Raw genomic sequence first — 20570 nt, 5'->3', positions numbered from 1 at the left:
AAGGAGTCATCGTGAAAATCGCCGCCGTATCACGCAACGAAAAACACCTGCTCGAGATCGCCAGGCTGGTGCGCGAGCGCAGCCCCGGCGACGAGCTCAACCTCTCGGCCGGCTCGCTCGAGAGGTTCACCAGTACCGCCGGCACGGCCATGCCCGACCTCCTGCTGCTGGACCAGCCGCAGGGCGGGGAGCTGGCCCGGCTCGAAGCCCTCGGCATCGCCCATCCGCGCATGACGATCATGGTGCTGTCGGCCGAACACACCGTGGAATTCATGGTGGAAGCCATGCGCGCCGGCGTGCGCGAGGTGCTGCCGGCGCCGGTGTCGGCTGCCGCCCTGTTCCCGGCGCTGGCGCGGGTGCGCGAGAAGCTCGCCCAGCACGAGCACGTCAACGGCAAGGTGCTGGCTTTCGTGTCATGCAAGGGCGGCAGCGGCGCGACCTTCCTCGCGACCAATATCGCCTACGCCCTGGCGACCGAGTGCGGGCAGCGCGTGGCCCTGATCGACCTCAACCTGCAGTTCGGCGACGCCTCGCTGTTCGTGGCCGACCAGAAGCCCCAGGCCACCCTGACTGACGTGGCCTTGCAGATCCACCGCCTGGACGCCTCGCTGCTGGCCTCGAGCATGATGCCGGTCACCTCCACCTTCTCGCTGCTGGCCGCACCCGACGATCCGGTGCACGCGGGCGACATCCGTCCGGCCCACATCGATACGCTGCTGGCCCTGGCGCGCCGCCATTACGATTTCGTGATCCTCGATGTCGGCCGCAGCCTCGACCCGGTCGGCGTGCGCGCCCTCGACCTGGCCGACACGATTTTTCCGGTACTGCAGACCACCCTGCCCTATGTACGCGACGGCAAGCGCCTGCTGGAAGTCTTCCGCTCGCTCGGGTATCCACCAGCCAAGGTGCAGGTCATCGTCAACCGGCACCAGAAGAACGCCCACGTCAAGCTGCAGGACCTGGAGGCGGCCTGCGGCACGCCGATCTGGCGCCTGGTGCCGAATCATTACGAGGCCGCCGCGGCTTCTGTCAACCAGGGCATTCCCGTGCTCAAGCTGTCGGCGAAGAACCCGGTCGCGAAGGCACTGACGGGCCTGGCGCGCGACCTGGCCGGGGATGCGGCACCGGCGCCCGCAAGCTGGCTGGCGCGCCTGCTGAAGAAGGCTTCGAAACAACAGGCGGCCGGGACAGCAGCCGCAGCCCTGCAGCCTCCTGTGCCGGCTGCGCCCGCCCTGCACCCCGTCCCCGCCATCAAGCAACCGGTATTTGAGGAGAAACAGGCATGGATGCAGAAATCCTGACCCTGCGCGACCGCCTGGCCGGCGCCGCCGGCCGCGGCCTTGCCAAGCCCAGCCCGCGCGCCGTGCAGAGCGCCGGCTACATGCAGCTCAAGCACCGCATCCACCAGGGCCTGCTCGACCGGGTCGACCTGGAAAGCCTGCAACAGCTGACGCAGGAGCAGATCCGCGACGAACTCAAACTGATGGTCGAGCTGATGCTCGACGAAGAGGTCGTGCCGATCAACGAGGTGGAACGCGCCAGCCTGGTGCGCGACATCCAGAACGAGATGCTCGGTTTCGGCCCGCTCGAACAGCTGCTCGAGGACCCTTCGGTGTCCGACATCCTGGTCAACACGCATAGCCAGGTGTATGTCGAGCGGCGCGGCAAGCTCGAACTGACCGAGGTGCGCTTCGCCGACGAGGCGCACCTGATGAAGATCATCGACAAGATCGTCTCGAGGGTCGGGCGCCGCATCGACGAGTCCTGTCCCATGGTCGATGCGCGCCTGCCCGACGGCTCGCGCGTGAACGCGATCGTCCCACCGCTGGCGATCGACGGCGCCGTCGTCTCGATACGGCGCTTCTCGGCCGATCCGCTGCGCCTGGCCGACCTGGTGGCCTACAAGAGCATGACCCCGGGCATGGGCGAGATCCTGCAAGGCCTCGGCAAGGCCGAGGTCAACATCCTGATTTCGGGAGGCACCGGCAGCGGCAAGACCACCATGCTCAACGTGATCTCGGGCTTCATCAGCCCCGAGGAGCGGATCGTGACCATCGAGGACGCCGCCGAACTGCAGCTGCAGCAGCCGCACGTGGTGCGCCTCGAGACGCGCCCGCCGAATGTCGAGGGCCAAGGCGAGGTGACCCAGCGCGCCCTGGTGAGGAATGCGCTGCGGATGCGTCCCGACCGCATCATCCTGGGCGAGGTGCGCGGCGCCGAGGCGCTCGACATGCTGCAGGCAATGAATACCGGCCACGAGGGCTCGATGGCGACGATCCACGCGAACACCCCGCGCGACGCCCTGACACGCCTGGAAAACATGATCAGCATGGCCGCCGCGTCGCTGCCGAGCAAGGCGATGCGCCAGCAGATCAGCTCGGCCGTGGGCGTGGTGCTGCAGGTGTCGCGCCTGACCGACGGCAAGCGCAAGCTGGTCTCGCTGCAGGAGATCACGGGCATGGAAGGCGACGTCATCACCATGCAGGAAATCTTCCAGTTCAAGCAGACCGGACTGGGCGAAAAGGGCGAGGTGATCGGCCACTTCTGTGCCACCGGCATCCGCCCGCGTTTCCTCGACCGGCTGCGCAACTACGGGGTGAACGTGCCGGACAGCGTGTTCGACCCGACTCGCCAGTTTGCCTGAGGACGCATCATGGACTATCTCTATTTCGTGTTTGCAATCCTGATCTTCCTGGCCGTGGTGCTGCTGATCGAAGGGGCCTACCTGGCCTGGAATTCGACGCGTGGGCCGGAAGCGCAGCGCCTTAACCTGCGCCTGCGCGCGATGGCGGCCGGCGAGAACACCAGGACCGTGGCGATCGCCAGGAAGCGTACGCTTAGCGGCAATCCCCAGCTGCAACGGCTGCTGGCCGCGCTGCCCAAGGTGGATGCCCTCGACCGCTTGCTGGTCCAGTCGGGCAAGGACTGGTCGGTCGCCGGGTTTGCCAGTGCGTCGCTGGCTGCCTGCATCGTGGCCTGGGCGCTGGCCGCCTTCTTCGCCCTGCCCTTGCCCCTGCAGATGGCGGCGGCCGGCGCGGCTCTGTCGCTGCCCCTGCAGGTAGTGCTGCGGGCGCGCAACAAGCGCCTGGACCGGATCGGCAACCAGCTGCCGGACGCCCTCGACCTGATGAGCCGCGCCCTGCGCGCGGGCCACGCCTTCCCGACTGCCCTGACGATGGTCGGCGACGAGATGAAGGACCCGATTGCCGGCGAATTCGCCACCGTCTTCGACGAGGTCAACTTCGGCGTGTCGATGCCGGACGCCCTGATGAGCATGGCCAACCGGGTGCCCAGCACCGATCTGCGCTATTTCGTGGTCGCGGTACTGATCCAGCGCGACACGGGGGGCAACCTGTCCGAGCTGCTCGGCAGCATCAGCACCATCATCCGCGACCGCATCAAGCTGCTGGGCCAGGTACGGGTGCTGTCGGCCGAGGGCAAGATGTCGGCCTGGGTGCTCGGCCTGCTGCCCTTCGGGGCAGGCGCCCTCATCCAGCTTACCAACCCTGAATTCCTGGCTGTCCTGTTCACCGACCCGGCGGGCCGGAAGATGGTCGGCTTCGCGCTCGGCATGATGGTGCTCGGCTTTTTTGTGATGCGCAAGATTGTGAAGATCCGCGTATGAATGTTTCCGGGAGCTTGCCATGACTATCCTCGAACTCGGTTTCCTCGGCCTGGTATTTGTCGCCGTATTCGGCATTGCCCTTCTCGGCATGCGCACTTTTGCCGCGACGCCCCTGCGGGGACGCCTCGATGCCGCGGGCGCCAGCGCCGAGGCGCCGGGCAGCCAGGAATCCTGGCTGGTCCGGGTGGCCGCCGTCGCCGCCCCGGTTGCCCGCCTGTCCCTGCCGGACGAGGACGCCGAGAATTCGGTCGTGCGGATCCGCTTCATGAACGCGGGCTTTCGCCAGGCGTCCGCGCCGGTGATCTTCTTTGCCGCCAAAACCGTGCTCGCGCTGGGCTTGCCGCTGGCCGTCTTCCTCGGACTCAGCGTCAAGGGTACGAGCGCTTCCACGACGGCCATGCTGTTGTATGTCTTGTTGGCAGCGGCCATCGGTTATTACCTGCCGAACGTCATCCTCAGCAAGATCACGAAACACCGCCAACGCGAGATCTTCGAGAATTTTCCCGATGCGCTGGACCTGATGACGATCTGCGTCGAAGCCGGACTCGGCATGGATGCGGCGCTGGCCCGGGTCGCTGCGGAGATCGGCCTGAAGAGCAGCATCCTGAGCGACGAGCTGAATCTGGTCACGCTGGAGCTGCGCGCCGGCAGCACCAAGGAAAAGGCGCTGCGCGGCCTCAGCACCCGCACCGGGGTCGAAGACGTCGATGCGCTGGTGTCGATGCTGATCCAGGCCGAACGCTTCGGTACCAGCATCGCCGCTTCTCTGCGGGTGCAGTCCGACCAATTGCGCACCAAGCGCCGCCAGCGCGCCGAGGAACAGGCTGCCAAGATCGCCCTCAAGCTGCTGTTCCCGCTGATCTTCTTCATCTTTCCCTCGCTGCTGGTCGTGCTGATGGGGCCCGCATTCATCGCGATCTACCGCGTGCTGCTGCCGACCTTTAGCGGCGGCGCCAACTGAAAGGACTACCCATGCCCTTCCGTCCCGTCCTGCCTGCCTTGCTCGCCGCCGCGCTGCTCTCCTCCTGCTCCGGCCTCCCGCCGCCCCTTCGGCTGATGTTCCACCCCGCCGAACAGGTACGCCACGGCACCAGCGACCTTGCGGCCGGCTACTACCGGCTGGGCCGCTACCACCAGGACCGGGGCGACCTCGGGCTTGCGCTGACCGCCTATACCTATGCCAGCGCACGCGACCCGAGGGCGCCGGACCCGCGCATCGCCGCGGCAGTGATCCATGCGCAGCAGGGCCGGCTGGCGCAGGCGAAGGCCATGCTGCTGGCGGTCTGCGCCGAGCATCCAGCCCTGGCCCAGCCGCTCAATAACCTTGGCTATGTGTATTACCTGGAGGGCGATTACAACGCCGCCGCCGAGGCTTTCCGCGGCGTGCTCACGCGCGACCCGGGCAGCGAGCGGGCACGCAACAACCTGCGCCTGGCCGAGGGTGCGGGGGTGCGGGGCGCGGCAGCGCTTGCCACGGTGGCGCCGCTTCCGGTACAGCCGGCTCCAGCTCCCGCCCCGGTCGCCACCCCGGCGCCCGTACAGGACACGCCCGCGGGCAGCGGCATGCAGGTGGTCAAGGTCGCGCCGAACGTCTACGCGCTGCAGAAGGCGCCGGGCCCGGCCGTGGCGGAACCGGCCGCCTTGCCCAGGGTGGCGCTGGACACTGCCGGCGCCGGCGTACTGCCCCCGCTCGAGATTGCGAACGGCCATGGGGCCGATGGACTCGCCCGCCGTTTCCAGGACGCCCTCGCCGCGCACGGCATCGTGGACGTTCGCCTGAGCAATGCGAAGCCCTTCGGTCAACCCTACACCTGGGTCGAATACGGACGCGGGCATGAGGAGGCGGCGCGCAGCCTGTTGGCCGCGCTTGGCGGCAAGGCCAAGCTGCGTCCGGCGAGCCAGCTCGCCGCCCCGGCGGGCCTGCGCCTGCTGCTCGGCAAGGATGCCGCTCCCGCGCTGGCCCAGGCGCTGCGTCCCGCTCCCATGCCCGCCCTGCTGGCGTCCAGAGCCACCGTTTCCCCTTAATGCATTCATCAGGAGCGCCAATGAAAACAAGAATGAACCGCGCAAGCACCGGTACCGCCGCCAGCCTGCTCGCCTGCGTGCTGGCGGCCTGCGGGGGTGGCGGAGACGAAGGCGGCTGCCGCAACCTCGACCCCGGCCGCGACGCCAGCCTGCCCGGCTGCATCGCCACGGCGGCGCCGGGCGCCCCCACCGCCCTGGCCCCGCTGGCCGTCACGCTCAGCGATGCGAACGGCGCGCCGGTGACCACGGTATCGTCGAGCGCCCCCGGCGTGGCGAAAGCGGTGGTGAAGGACGGCAGTGGCCGGCCCGTCGCGGGCGTTGCAGTCCAGTTCACCAGCACCGACAAGACGGCAGTGCTCGTGCCCGCTTCGGGCAGCGCCTTGACCGACTCGTCGGGCGTCGCCAGCATCGGCGTCGCGCCCGGCACCACGGCCGGCGCCTTCACGCTGGCTGCGAGCGCGGCCAGCGGCGGCGCCACCGCCACGGGCAGCACCAGCTATGCGGTCGCCTTCCCGGTGCTGACGATGAGCGCGCTGGCCATCGGTCCTTCGCCCCTGCCGGCTGGCGGCACCGCCAGCCTGTCGGTGACCTTGCTCGACGGTACCAGGCCGTTCACGCCGGCGCAGCAAGTCGTCTTCACCTCGCCCTGTGCGACGGCCGGCAAGGCCACCATCAGCTCGCCGGTCACCACCATCAACGGCGTCGCCACGACCTCCTACATCGACAAGGGCTGCGGCGCGCCCGACGTCGTCACCGCCTCGACCACGCTGGCCGGGGCCACCACGACCCAGAGCGGCACGGTCAACGTCGAGCGCGCGCTGCCTGGCCAGCTCGCCTTCGTCTCGGCCTTGCCGCAGAACATCTCGCTCAAGGGCACCGGCGGCGCCGGCCGCCAGGAGTCGTCGACCGTCGTGTTCAAGCTGCGCGACCCGAACGGCAATCCGGTGTCGGGGCAGCGGGTCGATTTTGCGCTGAGCACGACCGTCGGCGACCTGAGGCTGAGCCAGGCATCCGCGACGACCGGGGCCGATGGCACCGCGAGCACGATCGTGTTCGGCGGCACGGTGAACACGCCGGTGCGCGTCATCGCCAGCATTCCGGGGAGCAGGGACAGCGCCGGCCAGGTGATCACCACCGTCTCCGACCAGCTGGTCGTGTCGACCGGCGTGCCGGACCAGGACAGCTTCAGCCTGTCGACGGAAATCTATAACGTCGAGGGCATGGCATTCGACGGCTGCCCGGCGCCGAACGGCTCGAACGTGACGGTGAGGCTGGCCGACCACTTCAACAATCCGGCGCCTGACGGCACAGCCGTCAGCTTCACCGCCGAAGGCGGCTCGATCGACGGCTCCTGCCTGACCGGCCTGGTCAACACGACGCTGACCGATGGCACCGTCATCCAGCAGAAGGGCATTCCGGGGGCGTGCACGGTACGCTTCTGCGCAGCCAACCCGCGCCCCGCCGACGGCCGCGTCACCGTACTGGCGTATGCACTGGGCGAGGAAAGCTTCTTCGACACGAACGGCACCAACCTGTACTACCAGTCCCCGGACGACCCTTTCCAGGACCTCGGCGAACCGTTCCGCAACGACCGCGCCATCACCAACCGCCATGCCCAGGCCAACTGGGGGGTGGCGCCCACGCAGCAGGCGCCGTTCAATCCGCTTTCGCCGGATGACCGCTGGTACACGAACAATGGGCAGCGTGTGTCCGGGGAAACGTTCATCGACTCGAATGCGAACCGTAGCTGGGACCGCACTGGTGACAACGAGTACAACGGCGTGCTGCGGCTGGGCGCCGCCTCGACCCGTCCCGTCACTCATGTACGCGGTGCCCTGGTCCAGGTCCTTTCCACCAGTACCTCGGCGGTCACCTCGCTGGATGCCCAGGAGTTCGCGCTGAGCCGGTGCGTGTCCGGTACGCCTTTCGTCAACACGCCGGTGACGCTGCGCCTGGCGATCCGCGATACCAACCCGACGGTATTCGGAATGAACCGGGCCGGTGCGGCAGGGTCGCTCGACCTGCCTTTCGACCTGCCAGGCAATATCCTGCCTGCAGGCACGAAGATCGAGTTCATCGCGACGAACGGTACCCTGCTGAGCCCGAACTCCATCATCGTCCCGAACACCAATGAGCCCAGCGCTGCGGGATGGATCTACCCGGTACAGATGCAGAGCGATGCGACGCAGAACCTGGCGCTCAACTGCTTCAACACGGTGAGCAGCGCATCGCTGACGGTAAAAGTCACCACACCCTCAGGCATCATTTCGATGCGTTCCTACCCGGTCAACGATTGACCGGGCTGGCCGCCCATCCCTCATGGATGGGCGGCCATGTGTTGCATAGCAAAATCGTTAAAAGAAAGAAACTGCCGGTAAACTTTACACACACCTCTTCAGTTACAAAACCCATCCTGCATAAGTCCCTGATTTTGTTAAATCTCTTTGCGGCTGGTTCACAACTTGCTTGTTCAACTTCTGTAGTTCCTCGCAGTTCTGTATTTCAACGAAGTGTTATTCCGCAGGGAGTTCAGGTATGAAATCGACTTTGTTAAAACTCGCATTTGGCGCGGCATTGGCAGCCGGGGCCTCGCCCGCCTTTGCCGACCTGATTTACGTCACGGGCGACCAGAACACTGGCACCGGGCTCGGCAATGTATCGACCGTGGTGACAGTCCAGGACAACGGCAACGGGGCGCAGCAGAACGATATCCAGTCCGGCTGCGTCACCTTCACAGCCGGCGGCGATCCCGCCAGGCCAGCGGAGACCTGTCAGCTGGGTCTGCAGGGCGGCGACAATACGGCCGGCAATGCCGGCAACAACACTTACTTCCTTAACGACATCGAAGGGTTGACGAACGCCGGAGAACTCGGCTTTGTATTGAACGTCAGCGAAGGAGGAGATGCACCTGCCACCTTGACCGACCTTTACCTCAGCTTGTTCAACACGGTCAGCAATACCCTGTCTACCTATTCCTATACGGGACTCGACTTGCTCCTGTCCGATACCGGCGGTATCGGACAGTCCGGCTTCCACCGCTTTATCCTGGACGACGCCCAGGCCGCGGCCGCCCTGGCCTTCTGTCCGGTCCTGTCGCAATGCGTCGTAGGCGGCGGGGTCCAGTTCGGCGAGGGAAGCACCGATGCCACGCCGGAGACCCTGTACGTAGGCGCCTTCGACCGTGACGACGGTTCGGGCAATCCGGGCGGCGAAGTGCCGGAGCCGGCGTCGCTGGCCCTGCTCGGCGCGGGCCTGGCCGCGCTCGCGCTGCGCCGTCGCCGCCGCTGATTCGGTGACGCGAGGCCATAAAGAACATGGCGCCCTCGGGCGCCATGTTCTTTAGATCATTGTGTTTGTGAACGAACGGGCCTACGCCTCCTCGCCCTCGACCCGCTCGAAGGGCCCGATGCATGCCTCCATCGTCTCGTCGCTGCACATCAAGAACAGCGCCCCGGACGGATGGAAGCGCAGGAAATTGGTCACCCGCGTGCCGACCTTCATGATCGCACCCGAGCAGTCCTTCTTGCCGTTGTCCTTGACGATGCGGTCTTCCAGCTTGTAGAAGCCCTTCGCGCTCGGCTTGTCGGGGATGCGGTATTCGCTCTCCGACACTTCCTCGGCGCTGGTAACGAGGGTGGTGCCGTCGCCGCGGAAGCGGTAGGTCTCGGAGCAGCCGAGGTCCGGCAGGCTGAGCCGCCAGATGCCGAGGATGGGATGGTTGGCGGCCGGCGCCGGCGGCGCGGCCTGGGCTCCAGCGAGCACGGCAAGGAGGGCGGCGAGGAGGGAGCATCCGGCAGGCACGCGCATGGCAGTTCCTTTCACTACGGTTGAGCAGCATCTTGTTAGACCGCCGCTCCCCTGGACGGTTGCCCCCGGGGACGCCGGCGCCGGCCGCAAAGACGGCCGGGTTTGCGCTACCTCCTGCTCCGGGCAATGGCGGCCCGGCACTGCCGGCTCAGCTCAAGCGACGGTCCGAGCTTAACCGCGGACTTAACCGTTCTCCGGCGTCGCCTTCGGCTTGGCCGGGCGGCGGCTGCGCGCCGCGGGCTTGCGTGCCGGCGCCTTGTGGGCCGCCCCGCCTGCCTTCTTGCGCGTGGGCGCCACATTGCCGTTGACGTCGCCGGGTTCCGCGTAGAGCTCGTCCGACACCTCGTCAGGCGCGGCTTGCGCGGGAGCCGACACGGTCAGCGCCGCCGACGGGTCCTGGGCGGCGATCGCCGGCGCGGCGGCAGCGTCGGCCGGCGCAGATTCGACTGGTGCGGGTTCGGCCGCAACTTCGGCATCGGCAGCGGCAGCGGCGCCCTTCTTCGCCGCCGGCTTGCGCGGCGTGCGGCGGCGTTCCTTCTTCACCGGTTCCGGCGCGGCTTCCGCTGCCGCCGGCGCTTCCACGGCCTCTTCAGCCTCGTCGGCTGCCGGCGGCCAGGCCCCGGCCGCCACGACCTCGTCGGCATCGACCAGTTCCGTCGGCGCTTCGGTGTGCGCTTCGACCTGCGCTACCTCGTCCGGCGTCACGGGCACGAACGGCGTTTCGCCGCGCGGCTTGCGGCCACGCCCGCCACGGCTGCGGCCGCGGCCTTCGCTCCGGGACTCGTCGCGCGTTTCCTGCACGGCCGAGGCCTCGACACCCTCGCCCGCCGCCGCACTGCCGGCCAGCAGGTCCGCCGACGGCTGCTCGCCGGCCGCAGGCGCGTTGCTGCTGCGATAAACATAGGTGCCGGATTTCTCGTCGCGGCCAAACTCGAACAGGCCGCGCACCTGCGCTTCCTCGAGCAGGTTGCCGAAGGTACGGAAGCCGTAATAGACCTCGGAGAATTCCGGGCGGCGGCGCTTGAGCGTGTCCTTCAGCAGCGAGGCCCAGATCTTGCCGGTGTCGCCGCGTTCGGAGACCAGCGCGTCGAAGGTCTCGACGACCATTTCCAGCGCCTGGGTCTTGCGCGCTTCGAGCTCTTCCTTGCGGCGGTCGTCGGATGGACGCTTGTTGTTCTGCGGGGCGGCCTTGCGTTCGTCACGCTTGGCGGCGGCGCGGCGCACTTCGCGCACCAGGTCGTCATAGAAGATGAATTCGTCGCAGTTGGCGACCAGCAGGTCGGAGGTCGACTGCTTCACGCCGACGCCGATCACCTGCTTGGCGTTCTCGCGCAGCTTCGACACCAGCGGCGAAAAGTCGGAGTCGCCGGAGATGATGACGAAGGTGTTGACGTGGGATTTGGTGTAGCAGAGGTCGAGCGCGTCGACCACCAGGCGGATGTCGGCGGAGTTCTTGCCCGACTGGCGCACGTGGGGGATTTCGATCAATTCGAAATTCGCTTCGTGCATCGTCGATTTGAACCCCTTGTAGCGGTCCCAGTCGCAATAGGCCTTCTTGACGACGATGCTGCCCTTGAGCAGGAGGCGCTCGAGCACGGGCTTGATATCGAATTTCTCGTAGTTCGCATCGCGCACGCCGAGTGCGACGTTCTCGAAGTCGCAGAACACGGCCATGCTGATGTTATCGGAAGATGAAGCCATGAGTTGTTATTTTCTATTAATAAAGACAGAAGACAGATACCCGCGGATTATACGCACAACCCCGATTTCTTCAGGCGCAACTCGTCGCTCGGTTGCAAGCCTTGCCATGCCATGCCATTTTGCCACGTGCAAAAAATATTCCGGGAAAAACGTACATACGCTGCCTGGCGGTATACACTCATTACCGCAAACAATGTTCTCCCGTAATGCAAATGTCCACGCGTACACGCCGTGGCGCCCTTTGAGCACTGAACCTGCATGAGCCCGTTGAAGCATTCCGCATTCCGCCTCAGTTGCCCGAGTTCCACGCCAGCTTGCCGGCCAGCCTGCGCCGCCCTGCCCGGTCCCTGCGCCTCTTCCTGATCATGTATTCCAGCATCCCCCAACGCGCACCTGTCGCGCCGGCGGCGGCGCGTGCCCATGCGGCCGGTATGCCAGCGGCGCTGGGCAGGCTGCCCCTGCTGCTGGCCTGCGCCGCACTGCTCGCGCCCGTCCTCGCCGGGCACGAAGGAGGTCGCACCTGGCAGGCACTGGTACTGGCGCTGCCGCCCTGGCTCTGGCTGTGGTGGCCGTGCGCGACAAGCGGGAAGCGCCTGGCCCAGGCCCTGCTGTGCTTCCTGCTCGGCCTCGGCTTCGTCCTCGACGGCGCCGTGCGCGGCTTCCTGCTGGCGGCCTACGACGCGCTGCCCAACAGCGCGATGGTCCTGAGTGCGGTGGCGAATACGACGGCCGGCGAGTCGCGCGAATTCTTCGGCATGTACTGGCGCAGCCTGCTGGCCTGGGGCAGCTTCGCCCTGTTCTGCGCCGGCGCGCTGGCCTGCGGCCTGTTCCTCTGGTGGCGCTCGCCGGCAGCGCCGGCCCGTCCGGCGGCGCGCGGATGGCGCCTCACCGCCGCGGTCCTGCTGCTGGTGCTGGTGGCGGGCGCCTTCGCCAGCAAACCCTGCCGCCGCCATCATCCGCTGGTCTTCTGGCCGCAGTGGGTGCAGGACGTGGGCGCGCTGCGCCAGCAGTGGGCCGGCTTCGGGCAGCAGCGCGGCGCCCTTCTTGCCGGGGCCGCCGCACTGAAGCCGGTGCTCTCGAAAGACGGCCCGGACACCCTGGTGCTGGTCATCAGCGAGAGCATGAACCGCAGTAACCTGAGCAATTACGGCTACCGGCGCGCGACCGCCCCCGCCCTGCTCGAGCGCCAGCGCCTGCTCGGCGACCGCTTCCAGGTGTTCCGCCATGCCTGGTCGGCGGACGCCTCGACGGTGCCGGCACTGCGCAACCTGTTCTATTTCGGCCGGCCCGACTCGACGCAGCGGGTGCACCTGCTGGCGCTGGCGCGCGCGGCCGGCTACCGCACCTTCTGGATCAGCAACCACAACGACCTGGCCATCGAGCAGGAGCATGCGCGCCTGGCCGACGAAGTGCGCCTCCTGAACAATACCCCGGGCCGCGGCTCGCGCGCGCTCGACGAGCAGATGCTGCCGGCCACGCGCGCGGCGCTGGACGACCCGGCCCCACGCAAGCTGATCGTGGTGCACATGCTGGGCCTGCATCCGCATTACCGGATGCGCCATCCGGAAGGGCTGGCGCCCTTCGACGGTGCGCGCGACGGCGTGGACGCGCAGTTGCGCGCCGAGGGCCGCCCAGCCTGGCTGCGCGCGCTGCGTAACGATTACGATTCGGCCGTGCGCTACCACGACGGCACGGTGGCGGCCACGCTCGACCTGAGCCGCGCGGCGCCGGGCCGGCAGGCCTGGGTCTTCCTGTCGGACCACGGCCAGGAAGTCGGGCACACGGCCGACCGCGCCGGCCACAGCGCCACCACGCCGGACGGCTACCGCATTCCGCTGATGCTGTGGAGTTCCTTCGACCGCCCGGCCCCGCCCCATGCGCTGGTCGCGCCGGTGCGCGGCGACTGGTTCGGCTTCAGCCTGGCGCGCCTGCTCGGCATCGAGTGGGATGGCGCCCGGCCGCGCCAGGACGTGCTCGACCCGCGCTACCGCTGGCAGGCGCCGGTGCTGCCGGCGCGGATCGATTTCGACAGCTGATTCCTATAGCCGCGCCAGCGTGGCCGGGTCGGCGTGGCCATCGAAAAACTGGTCGAGGCAGGTCTGGAACACGGCTTCGTCGGGCGCCACGTCGGCGAACAGCGTCATCGAGGACTGGAATTTGCGGTCGTCGGGGCTGTCGAAGATCTCGCCGATCTCCTTGTCTCGGTGCAGGGCGACCAGCCGCGCGCATTCGCGCAGGCGCGGCCCGAGCACCGGATGGGCAAGGTAGGCGGCGGCCTCGTCGCTGGACCGGATCGCATAGCGGCGCGCCATCTCGCTCGAGCCGAGGCCCTCGACCTGCGGGAACACGAACCACATCCAGTGGCTGCGTTTGCGGCCGGTGCGCAGTTCGCCCAGCACGGTGGAATACACGGGATCCTGGGCGGCGACGAAGCGCTCCAGGTCGAATTCAGTGTCCATGGCGTTCTCCCATGGCGACAATGCTACCCCTTTCGCCAGCTTTGCTAAAGTGGCGCTACGATGAAACCCGAACACCTGCACCTGCTCCTCACCCGCGAGATGCCCTACGGTAAATACCAGGGCCGCAAGATCGCCGATTTGCCCGGCCACTACCTCGGCTGGTTCGCCCGCGAAGGCTTCCCGCGCGGCGAACTGGGCGAGCTGCTGGCCCTGATGTACGAGCTCGACCACAACGACCTGCGCATGCTGCTCGACCCGCTGCGCCGTACTGGCGGCTGAGGCAGGCCGGCATTAATCGTTGCAAGTCAGCAACGCAGCGCGCATGGCGGCCCGCTGCGGAGCCGCGGCGGGGCTCCGATTCGCGCCGCAGGGTGTTCCCTTCGATATAATCTCCCCGCAGCCACATCGAATACAGAACACATGCAACCTGACTCCAGCACGCCTCCGGTCGTCCTCGTCGTCGAGGACGACGAACACATCTCGCAAGTCCTGCGCTTCATGCTCGAACGCCAGGGCTACCAGGTCGTGCACATGGCGGATGGCCGCGCCGCGTCGAACCACGTCGCGTCGGCCAGCCCGCCGGCGCTGGTGCTGCTCGACGTGATGCTGCCCTATGTCGACGGCTTCGAGATCGTCCAGCTGATCCGCTCCCAACCCGCCTGGCGCGACGTGCCGGTGCTGATGCTGACCGCGAAGAATACCGAGCGCGACACCGTGCGCGCCCTCGACGCCGGCGCCAGCGACTTCGTCATCAAGCCTTTCCAGCCGCAGGAACTGCTGGCGCGGGTGCGCCGTTTCCTGCGCCCCGCGCAGTAATGCCTGGCCCGATGTTTCGCTTGATGATTCGCTTAACTCTTCGCTTGATGGCGCAATGCAGCGCCTCCCCGCGCCCGTCGCGAGGACCGGTTCGTTGACCCCGGCCACCCATCCCGACGCCTTCATCGACGCCGCTCTCTGGACCGGCTTCGTGGCGCTCGCCCTCACCCTGCTGCTGGCCCTGCAGATCGTGGCCATGCGAATCGCCCTGCGGCGGCGCCAGCGCAGCGACGAGCGCGCCCTGGCGCGCTGGCGTCCGGTACTGAATGCCGCCATCGTCGGCGAGATGCCCGGCACGCTGCCGCCCCTGGGACGCGCCGAGCGCCTGCCCTTCCTGCGCCTGTGGGCCCACCTGCAAGGCTCGCTGCGCGGCGAAGCCAACGAAGCGCTGAACGACGTGGCGCGCCGCCTCGGCCTGGACACCTATGCGCGCGAACTGCTGCCGCGCGGCCGGCGTCCGGCGCGGCTGCTGGCGGCGCTGGTGCTGGGCCACATGCACGACCGGCAAGCCTGGCCCGAGCTGCTGCGCCTGGCGGGCCAGCCCGACAACACCGTCTCGCTGACCGCTCTGTGGGCGCTGGTGCGGATCGATCCCCCGGCCGCCGCCGATTACATGGTGCCCCTGTTTATCGAGCGCGAGGAATGGGCGCTGTCGCTCGCGGCCGGCATCCTGCAGCAGGCGATCGAGCCGGCCACCGCCGCGCTGGTGCGCACGCTGCCGCAACTGGGCGAGGACAAGCTGCCGCGCGCCCTGCGCATCGCCGAAGCCCTGCACGTGACGCTGCCGGCCGGGATCCTGGCGGCGGCACTGACGAGCGCCTCGATGCCGGTCGTGATCGCCGGCCTGCGCGGCGTGCGCACGCCCGACACGATCGCCGAGGTGCGCGCCCTGCTCTCCCACCCCGACTGGCAGGTGCGGGTGCAGGCGGCGCGCGCCCTGGGCCGCGTCGGCGTGCGCAGCGACGCCGACCGCCTGGTGGCCCTGCTGGGCGACCGCGAATGGTGGGTGCGCTACCGCGCCGCCGAGGCGCTGCTGGAACTGCCGGCGCTGACCCGCGCCGACCTCGAGGCGCTGCGCGCCTCGCTCACCGACCGCTTCGCCGCCGACATGCTGTCGCAGGCCATGGCAGAAAGCACAGGCGCATGAATACCGACAACCTGCTGATCGCCTTCGTCACCTGGTTCGTGCTGGCCTTCTTCGTGGCCCTGAACGGCGGCTACCTGCTGCTCAACCTGTTTTCGCTGCGCGCCCTGCACCGGCGCGGCCAGGAGCAGTTCCTGGGCGACCTGCCGCGCGCCTACTCGGGCCTGGAGCCGCCGGTCAGCATCCTGGTCCCGGCCTACAACGAGGAAGCGACCATCGCCGCCTCGATCCGCTCGATGCTGCAGCTGACCTATGCCGAGTTCGAGATCGTCGTCATCAACGACGGCTCGAAAGACCGCACGCTCGAGGTGCTCAAGCGCGAGTTCGCGCTGCTGCCCTTCCCCGAAGCCTACCGGCGCCAGATCCCGACGAAAGAGGTGCGCCAGATCTACCGCTCGACGCGCTACCCGAACGTGCGCGTGATCGACAAGGTCAACGGCGGCAAGGCCGATTCGCTCAACGCCGGCATCAACGCCTCGCGCTACCCGCTGTTCTGCGGCGTCGACGCCGACTCCATCCTGCAGCGCGACAGCCTGGCGAAAGTCACCGAGCCTTTCCTGCGCGACCCGACCATGGTCGCCACCGGCGGCACCGTGCGCGTGGCCAACGGCTGCGAGGTGAGCGGCGGCTTCCTCACCAGGGTCGGCCTGCCGAAGAATCCCTGGGCGCTGTTCCAAGTGGTCGAATACCTGCGCGCCTTCCTCTTCGGGCGGCTCGGCTGGTCGGCGCTGAACGGCATGCTGATCATCTCCGGCGCCTTCGGCATCTTCCGCAAGGACGCCGTGGTGCTGGCCGGCGGCTACCGCCCCGACACCATCGGCGAGGACATGGAGCTCGTCGTGCGCATGCACCGCACCCTGCGCGAGAAGGGCCAGCCCTACCGCATCGAATTCGTGCCCGACCCGGTCTGCTGGACCGAGGCCCCGGAAGACCTGGCGACGCTGAAGAACCAGCGCGTCCGCTGGCAGCGCGGCCTGGCCGAGAGCCTGAACGCGAACTGGGGCCTGATGTTCTCGCGCCGCGGTGGCGTGCCCGGCTGGGTGGCCTTCCCCTTCATGCTGTTCTTCGAGTGGCTGGGTCCCGTGATCGAACTGGGCGGCTACATCTTCATGACCTACGCCTTCCTCACCGGCCTGATTTCCTGGGTCGCGTTCGGCGCCTTCCTGTTCGTGGCGCTGGGGCTGGGCATCCTGCTGTCGGCCTCGGGGCTGCTGCTCGAAGAGATGTCCTTCCACCTCTACCCGCGCGGCAAGCAGCTGGTGATGCTGGGGCTGGTCGTGATCCTGGAAAACTTCGGCTACCGCCAGCTCAATACCTGGTGGCGCCTGATCGGCCTGTGGCGCTGGCTGCGCGGGAAGGAATCGACCTGGGGTGCGATGAAACGCAAGGGCAACTGGCAGTCGGAAGGAGCCCCCGCGAGCCCGGCGCCGCCACCGGCGCAAGCCGACGCCGACAACGCGCGTCCCGGGCCGCCATGAAACGGCTGCTGCTGGCCGCCCTCCTCGTGACCTCTTCCAGCGCGCACGCCGCTTACCTTCACCTGTGCCCATCTGCGCCGCCCGCCGCGGCCGGGCCGCGCGCCAGCCTGCCGGGGGGCACCGTGATCGCCAGCGGCGAGCAAGCCCTGCCTGGATGCCGCACGGCGGCGCTCGGGGTTGACGCGGCGCTGGTCGAGGCCTTGTACCCGCTGCCGGCAGGCGAATCCGCGGCGCGCACCATCCTGCTGTATGGCCCGGCCGGCAAGGGCCGCTTCACACCATCGAGCCACGAACTGCCCCAGCCGGAGCGGCCCGGCGCCAGGCCTGCGCTGCGGCCCATGCCGCTGCGGACCAACTTGCTGCGCGATGCGCGCATCCGCCCTTTCGGCGTCGAGGAACGGGTGCGGGTGGAGCACGCCGACGGCAGCTTGCGCCTGAGCTGCTCGCCCGGCAAGCGCGCGGCCGGGGTGCTGGTCGACGGCCCCTGGCGCCTGCCCCTGGCCGCGCTGCGCCTGAAGGCGCGCTACACCGCCGACGGCGCCTTCAGCCTGCAGGCGGCCGACGCCGCATCCTCGGCCAAGGAAACGTCGTATTCGCTCGGCGAACTAGGTGCGTCCAGCAGCGCCCGCGACGCCCTACTGCCGATTCCGCGTGAACTCGACCGCGCCGGCTGGCGCCAGTTCGTCATCCTCTGCCCGCAAGACGGCGCGAGCCTGGCGCTCGACGCGCTCATGCTCGAACCGGTCGCGTCAACACCTGCGCCGCGCGCCGCCTGGATCTGGGAGCGGGCACAGTGGCGCGATGCGGGCGCGGCGCTGGTCGACTGGGCCAAGGACGAAGGCATCGGCGAGCTGTTCATCGTGGTGCCGCTGGACGGCGCCAGGGTGCGCGAACCGGCCCGCCTGGCCGCCTTCGTGCGCCGCGCGCGCGGGGCCGGCATCGCCGTGACCAGCGTCGAGGGCGACCCGCACATGGTGCTGCCTTCGCAGCGCGCCGCCACCGTCGACCGGGTGCGTGCCTACGCCGCCTACAACCGCGCCGCCGCCCCCGAGGAAAGGCTGCGCGCGATGCAGTTCGACGTCGAACCGTATCTGCTGGCCGACGACGTGCTGGCGCCTGCGGAGCGCGACCGCGCCTACCTGGCGATGGCGCGCGCCCTGCATGCGCAGGCCGGCGGCACCCCTCTCGAATTCGTGGTGCCCTTCTGGTGGGACGACAAGCGCGAGCTGCTGGCGGAACTGGCCGGCGCCGCCGACGGCCTGGCGGTGATGGACTACCGCACCGATCCGGACCAGATCGTCCGCTTCGCCCTGCCTTTCCTCGACTGGGGTGCGCAATACGGCAAGCGCGTGCACATCGGGCTGGAGGCGGGCAAGGTGGGCGCCGAGCGCCAGCGCCGCTACGGGCGCGCCGACGCCGGCGAACCGGGCGAGCTGCTGCTGGCCGAGGTGGGCGGAACGCAGGTGCTCGTGCTGCTGCGCGAGGGCGTGAAGGAGGCGGCCGTGCCGCGCTACCGCTTGAGCGGCGAGCGCCTGCTCGACGGCAGCGCCACCAGTTTTTTCAAGGACCGCGACAAGCTGCGCGCGCTGCTGCCCGCCCTGGAGCGGGATTTTTCGGCGTGGCCAGGCTTTGCCGGCATTGCGCTGCACGGCTGGCGCGAAGACCCGCCCTAAACCTTACCTGCTACCGGCAGCGTCGCCGCGATCAGCGGCGGCAGTCCAGGCGCAGCGTATCGTCCTCGCGCGCGGCGACCCGGATCGGCGCGTCGTTGCCGCAGCGGTAGACCACGTCCAGGCGCTTCGGCACCTTGTACGCAGGATCGCCGCACAGGTGGTTGCCGGCGACAACCACGCCGCCGTTGCGCTCTGCCTCCTGGCGCACCGCCCGCCGGGCGTCGCAGACCGCACCGCGCGCACCGTAGCGCGCTTCGTCGACGTGGATCCGCCCCCAATCCCCGCCCCGGCCGCCACGGTCGCCGCGGTTGTCGTAAGCGGCGCGCTGGCCGGCGGCAAATCCGTCCTCGTAACCGCGCCGGTACTCGGCGCTCTGTGCAAACGCCGAAGTCGATGCGGCGCCTAAAGCAAGCACTGCGGTCAGCATGGCCGCGACGCGCACGCTGGTGTGATGAGCAAGTCGCATGGTGTTCTCCGATCTGGTAAATGGAAGGTATCGCGCTGCTTTGCGCGCACTGTGTTCCGTAAACATAGTGTGTCAGCGAACGCGGGCGAAAGCTGTCGCCGGCTGTAAGAGAAGTTTCAATGTGTAAGCAGCAAGCCCGGCCGCGCGAGCCGCCTGCGCCGTAGCACGGTATGCGCCATGCGTCGCCACTCTTTACACTTTGTTATTGAGTTGGACACATAGCATCACCGAAGTCTTGCAAATCAAACACTTACAACACTGGCCCGAAAATTGCATGTTTAACAAAAAACGACAACCAGGGAGGAAACCATGTCAGATCTCGCGGCCGCAGGCCAGACCTACAACCCCAATCGACTGCTCGACGCTTTGCTCGAGAACATGCGTCTGAAGAACGATGCTGCGCTCTCGCGCATGCTCGAGGTGGCGCCGCCCGTCATCAGCAAGATTCGCCACCAGCGCGTGCCGGTCAGCGCCTCGCTCCTCATCCGCATGCACGAGGCGACCGGCATCAGCATCGGCGACCTGCGCTTCCTGATGGGCGATCGCCGCACCAAGTACCGCCTGTCCGACGCACAGGGCCGCCCGAAGCTGGCAAGCAGTGCCGATATCGGCGTGCAGCAGCAGCCTCCAGCCGTGCACTCCCACGCCGCGAGCGCCGGGTTCGCGCACTGAGCCTGTCCTTGTACCTGCCGCTGCGGCGCCGAGCCGTCGCAGCGGCTTCTTCTCGACCGTCGCCAGGCGTCTAGTACAGCGTGTCGCGCTGCCGCTGCGGCAAAGCGCTATCGTAGCTGTCGCCATCGATGCCGCCCTCCGTCAGCCGGGCCAGCATCGTTCCCGCCGTCGGCACGCCCGAGGTATCGTGTTCCTGCGGATGCCAGAGGCGCGAGCGCAGGATCGAACGTGCGCATTGGAAGAACACCTTGTCGATCGAGATGCGCAGCACGCACACCGGTTTCTTTCCTTCGTAAGCGAACGAGTCCAGCAGCGCGGGATCGACCGATATGTCGGCGCGTCCCCGCACGCGCAGGGTTTCGCCCACGCCCGGAATCAGGAAGATCAGTCCGACTCGCGGGTCCGACATCAGGTTGCGCAGGCTGTCGATCCGGTTATTGCCGCGCCGCTCAGGCAGCAGCAAGGTATGTTCGTCCACGATGCGCACCAGCGGCCCTGCGTCGCCCCTCGGAGAGACGTCGATTCCGTTTGGCCCGCTGGTGGCCAGCAGGGCGAACCGTGCGTTCCCGATCCAGCGTGCATACACGGGATGCAGGCAGTCGGCTTCCTTGGCAATGGATGGCTGCGCGGGTGCGCCAAACAGGGCCTCCAACGCTGCGAGGTCGGTGATGAGATGTTCGGGCATAGTGGGTTTGCGGGAGTGA

19 protein-coding genes are annotated in these 20570 nt (G+C 68.0%); 14 read left to right on the top strand and 5 right to left on the bottom strand.

Features of this window, described 5'->3' with window-relative positions; all coding sequences use genetic code 11:
• Positions 1-11: 11 nt before the first annotated feature.
• The 7 genes from ACWCIA_RS12120 (at position 12) to ACWCIA_RS12090 (ending at position 8938) form a co-directional block, all read left to right on the top strand.
• Positions 12-1301, top strand: coding sequence for an AAA family ATPase (locus ACWCIA_RS12120; RefSeq protein WP_454163551.1), 1290 nt, complete (start codon positions 12-14; stop codon positions 1299-1301).
• Positions 1283-2644, top strand: a complete 1362-nt coding sequence (locus ACWCIA_RS12115; protein ID WP_454163549.1) for a CpaF family protein — start codon at positions 1283-1285, stop codon at positions 2642-2644. The genes ACWCIA_RS12120 and ACWCIA_RS12115 overlap by 19 nt, the downstream gene beginning before the upstream one ends.
• A 9-nt stretch (positions 2645-2653) precedes the next feature.
• Positions 2654-3625 (top strand): type II secretion system F family protein, encoded by a 972-nt coding sequence (locus ACWCIA_RS12110; RefSeq protein ID WP_454163548.1) that lies wholly within the window; start codon positions 2654-2656, stop codon positions 3623-3625.
• Positions 3626-3644: 19 nt separating this feature from the next.
• Positions 3645-4586 carry a type II secretion system F family protein gene (locus ACWCIA_RS12105; RefSeq protein WP_454163546.1) on the top strand — a complete coding sequence of 314 codons (942 nt, stop codon included), beginning with the start codon at positions 3645-3647 and terminating at the stop codon, positions 4584-4586.
• Positions 4587-4597: 11 nt separating this feature from the next.
• Positions 4598-5650: a LytR C-terminal domain-containing protein gene (locus ACWCIA_RS12100; RefSeq protein WP_454163544.1), complete on the top strand. Its 1053-nt coding sequence runs from the start codon at positions 4598-4600 to the stop codon at positions 5648-5650.
• Positions 5651-5682: 32 nt separating this feature from the next.
• Positions 5683-7947, top strand: a complete 2265-nt coding sequence (locus tag ACWCIA_RS12095; protein ID WP_454163542.1) for a hypothetical protein — start codon at positions 5683-5685, stop codon at positions 7945-7947.
• A gap of 238 nt (positions 7948-8185) precedes the next feature.
• Positions 8186-8938 carry a PEP-CTERM sorting domain-containing protein gene (locus ACWCIA_RS12090; protein WP_454163540.1) on the top strand — a complete coding sequence of 251 codons (753 nt, stop codon included), beginning with the start codon at positions 8186-8188 and terminating at the stop codon, positions 8936-8938.
• Positions 8939-9019: 81 nt separating this feature from the next.
• On the opposite strand, the gene ACWCIA_RS12085 is transcribed toward ACWCIA_RS12090, so the two are convergent.
• Together ACWCIA_RS12085 and ACWCIA_RS12080 are read right to left on the bottom strand one after the other, a co-directional pair.
• Entirely contained in the window at positions 9020-9457 is a 438-nt protein-coding gene (locus ACWCIA_RS12085) for a hypothetical protein (RefSeq protein WP_454163539.1), read from the bottom strand.
• A gap of 183 nt (positions 9458-9640) precedes the next feature.
• Positions 9641-11158, bottom strand: a complete 1518-nt coding sequence (locus ACWCIA_RS12080; protein ID WP_454163538.1) for an NYN domain-containing protein — start codon at positions 11156-11158, stop codon at positions 9641-9643.
• A 293-nt stretch (positions 11159-11451) separates the two neighbouring features.
• Between ACWCIA_RS12080 and ACWCIA_RS12075 the strand changes: the two genes are divergently transcribed.
• Complete coding sequence (locus ACWCIA_RS12075) at positions 11452-13194, top strand: phosphoethanolamine transferase (RefSeq protein WP_454163536.1); 1743 nt, start codon at positions 11452-11454, stop codon at positions 13192-13194.
• 3 nt (positions 13195-13197) lie between these two features.
• On the opposite strand, the gene ACWCIA_RS12070 is transcribed toward ACWCIA_RS12075, so the two are convergent.
• A complete protein-coding gene (locus ACWCIA_RS12070; protein ID WP_454163534.1) occupies positions 13198-13617 on the bottom strand; it encodes a DUF1810 domain-containing protein in 420 nt (139 codons plus the stop codon).
• Between the two features lie 60 nt (positions 13618-13677).
• Between ACWCIA_RS12070 and ACWCIA_RS12065 the strand changes: the two genes are divergently transcribed.
• From ACWCIA_RS12065 to ACWCIA_RS12045, 5 genes are all read left to right on the top strand, one after another.
• On the top strand, positions 13678-13896 hold the full coding sequence (locus ACWCIA_RS12065) for a DUF3820 family protein (protein ID WP_454163532.1): 219 nt from the start codon (positions 13678-13680) through the stop codon (positions 13894-13896).
• Positions 13897-14037: 141 nt separating this feature from the next.
• On the top strand, positions 14038-14433 hold the full coding sequence (locus tag ACWCIA_RS12060; RefSeq protein WP_454163531.1) for a response regulator transcription factor: 396 nt from the start codon (positions 14038-14040) through the stop codon (positions 14431-14433).
• Positions 14434-14488: 55 nt separating this feature from the next.
• A complete protein-coding gene (locus ACWCIA_RS12055; protein WP_454163529.1) occupies positions 14489-15580 on the top strand; it encodes a HEAT repeat domain-containing protein in 1092 nt (363 codons plus the stop codon).
• Complete coding sequence (locus ACWCIA_RS12050; RefSeq protein ID WP_454163527.1) at positions 15577-17055, top strand: glycosyltransferase family 2 protein; 1479 nt, start codon at positions 15577-15579, stop codon at positions 17053-17055. The genes ACWCIA_RS12055 and ACWCIA_RS12050 overlap by 4 nt, the downstream gene beginning before the upstream one ends.
• The gene (locus ACWCIA_RS12045) at positions 17052-18728 is read left to right on the top strand and encodes a hypothetical protein (protein ID WP_454163525.1); all 1677 of its coding nucleotides are present in this window, start codon (positions 17052-17054) and stop codon (positions 18726-18728) included. The genes ACWCIA_RS12050 and ACWCIA_RS12045 overlap by 4 nt, the downstream gene beginning before the upstream one ends.
• Before the next feature lie 31 nt (positions 18729-18759).
• Here the strand turns inward: ACWCIA_RS12045 and ACWCIA_RS12040 are convergent, their stop codons facing one another.
• Positions 18760-19194 (bottom strand): hypothetical protein, encoded by a 435-nt coding sequence (locus tag ACWCIA_RS12040; protein WP_454163524.1) that lies wholly within the window; start codon positions 19192-19194, stop codon positions 18760-18762.
• Between the two features lie 309 nt (positions 19195-19503).
• Between ACWCIA_RS12040 and ACWCIA_RS12035 the strand changes: the two genes are divergently transcribed.
• Positions 19504-19866 (top strand): hypothetical protein, encoded by a 363-nt coding sequence (locus tag ACWCIA_RS12035; protein WP_454163522.1) that lies wholly within the window; start codon positions 19504-19506, stop codon positions 19864-19866.
• Between the two features lie 70 nt (positions 19867-19936).
• Here ACWCIA_RS12035 and ACWCIA_RS12030 read toward each other — a convergent pair whose 3' ends face one another.
• Positions 19937-20551, bottom strand: a complete 615-nt coding sequence (locus ACWCIA_RS12030) for a pyridoxamine 5'-phosphate oxidase family protein (RefSeq protein ID WP_454163520.1) — start codon at positions 20549-20551, stop codon at positions 19937-19939.
• Positions 20552-20570: the final 19 nt, after the last annotated feature.

It is taken from the genome of Massilia sp. SYSU DXS3249 (assembly GCF_053668055.1).
This window is presented reverse-complemented; position numbering and strand designations above follow the sequence as displayed.

What these genes read in the sequence shown, in the direction of transcription:
- ACWCIA_RS12115 (WP_454163549.1), top strand. Translation starts at nt 1,283, where the DNA reads ATGGATGCAGAAATCCTGACCCTGCGCGACCGCCTGGCCGGCGCCGCC.
- ACWCIA_RS12110 (WP_454163548.1), top strand. Translation starts at nt 2,654, where the DNA reads ATGGACTATCTCTATTTCGTGTTTGCAATCCTGATCTTCCTGGCCGTG.
- ACWCIA_RS12105 (WP_454163546.1), top strand. Translation starts at nt 3,645, where the DNA reads ATGACTATCCTCGAACTCGGTTTCCTCGGCCTGGTATTTGTCGCCGTA.
- ACWCIA_RS12100 (WP_454163544.1), top strand. Translation starts at nt 4,598, where the DNA reads ATGCCCTTCCGTCCCGTCCTGCCTGCCTTGCTCGCCGCCGCGCTGCTC.
- ACWCIA_RS12095 (WP_454163542.1), top strand. Translation starts at nt 5,683, where the DNA reads ATGAACCGCGCAAGCACCGGTACCGCCGCCAGCCTGCTCGCCTGCGTG.
- ACWCIA_RS12090 (WP_454163540.1), top strand. Translation starts at nt 8,186, where the DNA reads ATGAAATCGACTTTGTTAAAACTCGCATTTGGCGCGGCATTGGCAGCC.
- ACWCIA_RS12085 (WP_454163539.1), bottom strand. Translation starts at nt 9,457, where the DNA reads ATGCGCGTGCCTGCCGGATGCTCCCTCCTCGCCGCCCTCCTTGCCGTG.
- ACWCIA_RS12080 (WP_454163538.1), bottom strand. Translation starts at nt 11,158, where the DNA reads ATGGCTTCATCTTCCGATAACATCAGCATGGCCGTGTTCTGCGACTTC.
- ACWCIA_RS12070 (WP_454163534.1), bottom strand. Translation starts at nt 13,617, where the DNA reads ATGGACACTGAATTCGACCTGGAGCGCTTCGTCGCCGCCCAGGATCCC.
- ACWCIA_RS12065 (WP_454163532.1), top strand. Translation starts at nt 13,678, where the DNA reads ATGAAACCCGAACACCTGCACCTGCTCCTCACCCGCGAGATGCCCTAC.
- ACWCIA_RS12060 (WP_454163531.1), top strand. Translation starts at nt 14,038, where the DNA reads ATGCAACCTGACTCCAGCACGCCTCCGGTCGTCCTCGTCGTCGAGGAC.
- ACWCIA_RS12055 (WP_454163529.1), top strand. Translation starts at nt 14,489, where the DNA reads ATGCAGCGCCTCCCCGCGCCCGTCGCGAGGACCGGTTCGTTGACCCCG.
- ACWCIA_RS12050 (WP_454163527.1), top strand. Translation starts at nt 15,577, where the DNA reads ATGAATACCGACAACCTGCTGATCGCCTTCGTCACCTGGTTCGTGCTG.
- ACWCIA_RS12045 (WP_454163525.1), top strand. Translation starts at nt 17,052, where the DNA reads ATGAAACGGCTGCTGCTGGCCGCCCTCCTCGTGACCTCTTCCAGCGCG.
- ACWCIA_RS12040 (WP_454163524.1), bottom strand. Translation starts at nt 19,194, where the DNA reads ATGCGACTTGCTCATCACACCAGCGTGCGCGTCGCGGCCATGCTGACC.
- ACWCIA_RS12035 (WP_454163522.1), top strand. Translation starts at nt 19,504, where the DNA reads ATGTCAGATCTCGCGGCCGCAGGCCAGACCTACAACCCCAATCGACTG.
- ACWCIA_RS12030 (WP_454163520.1), bottom strand. Translation starts at nt 20,551, where the DNA reads ATGCCCGAACATCTCATCACCGACCTCGCAGCGTTGGAGGCCCTGTTT.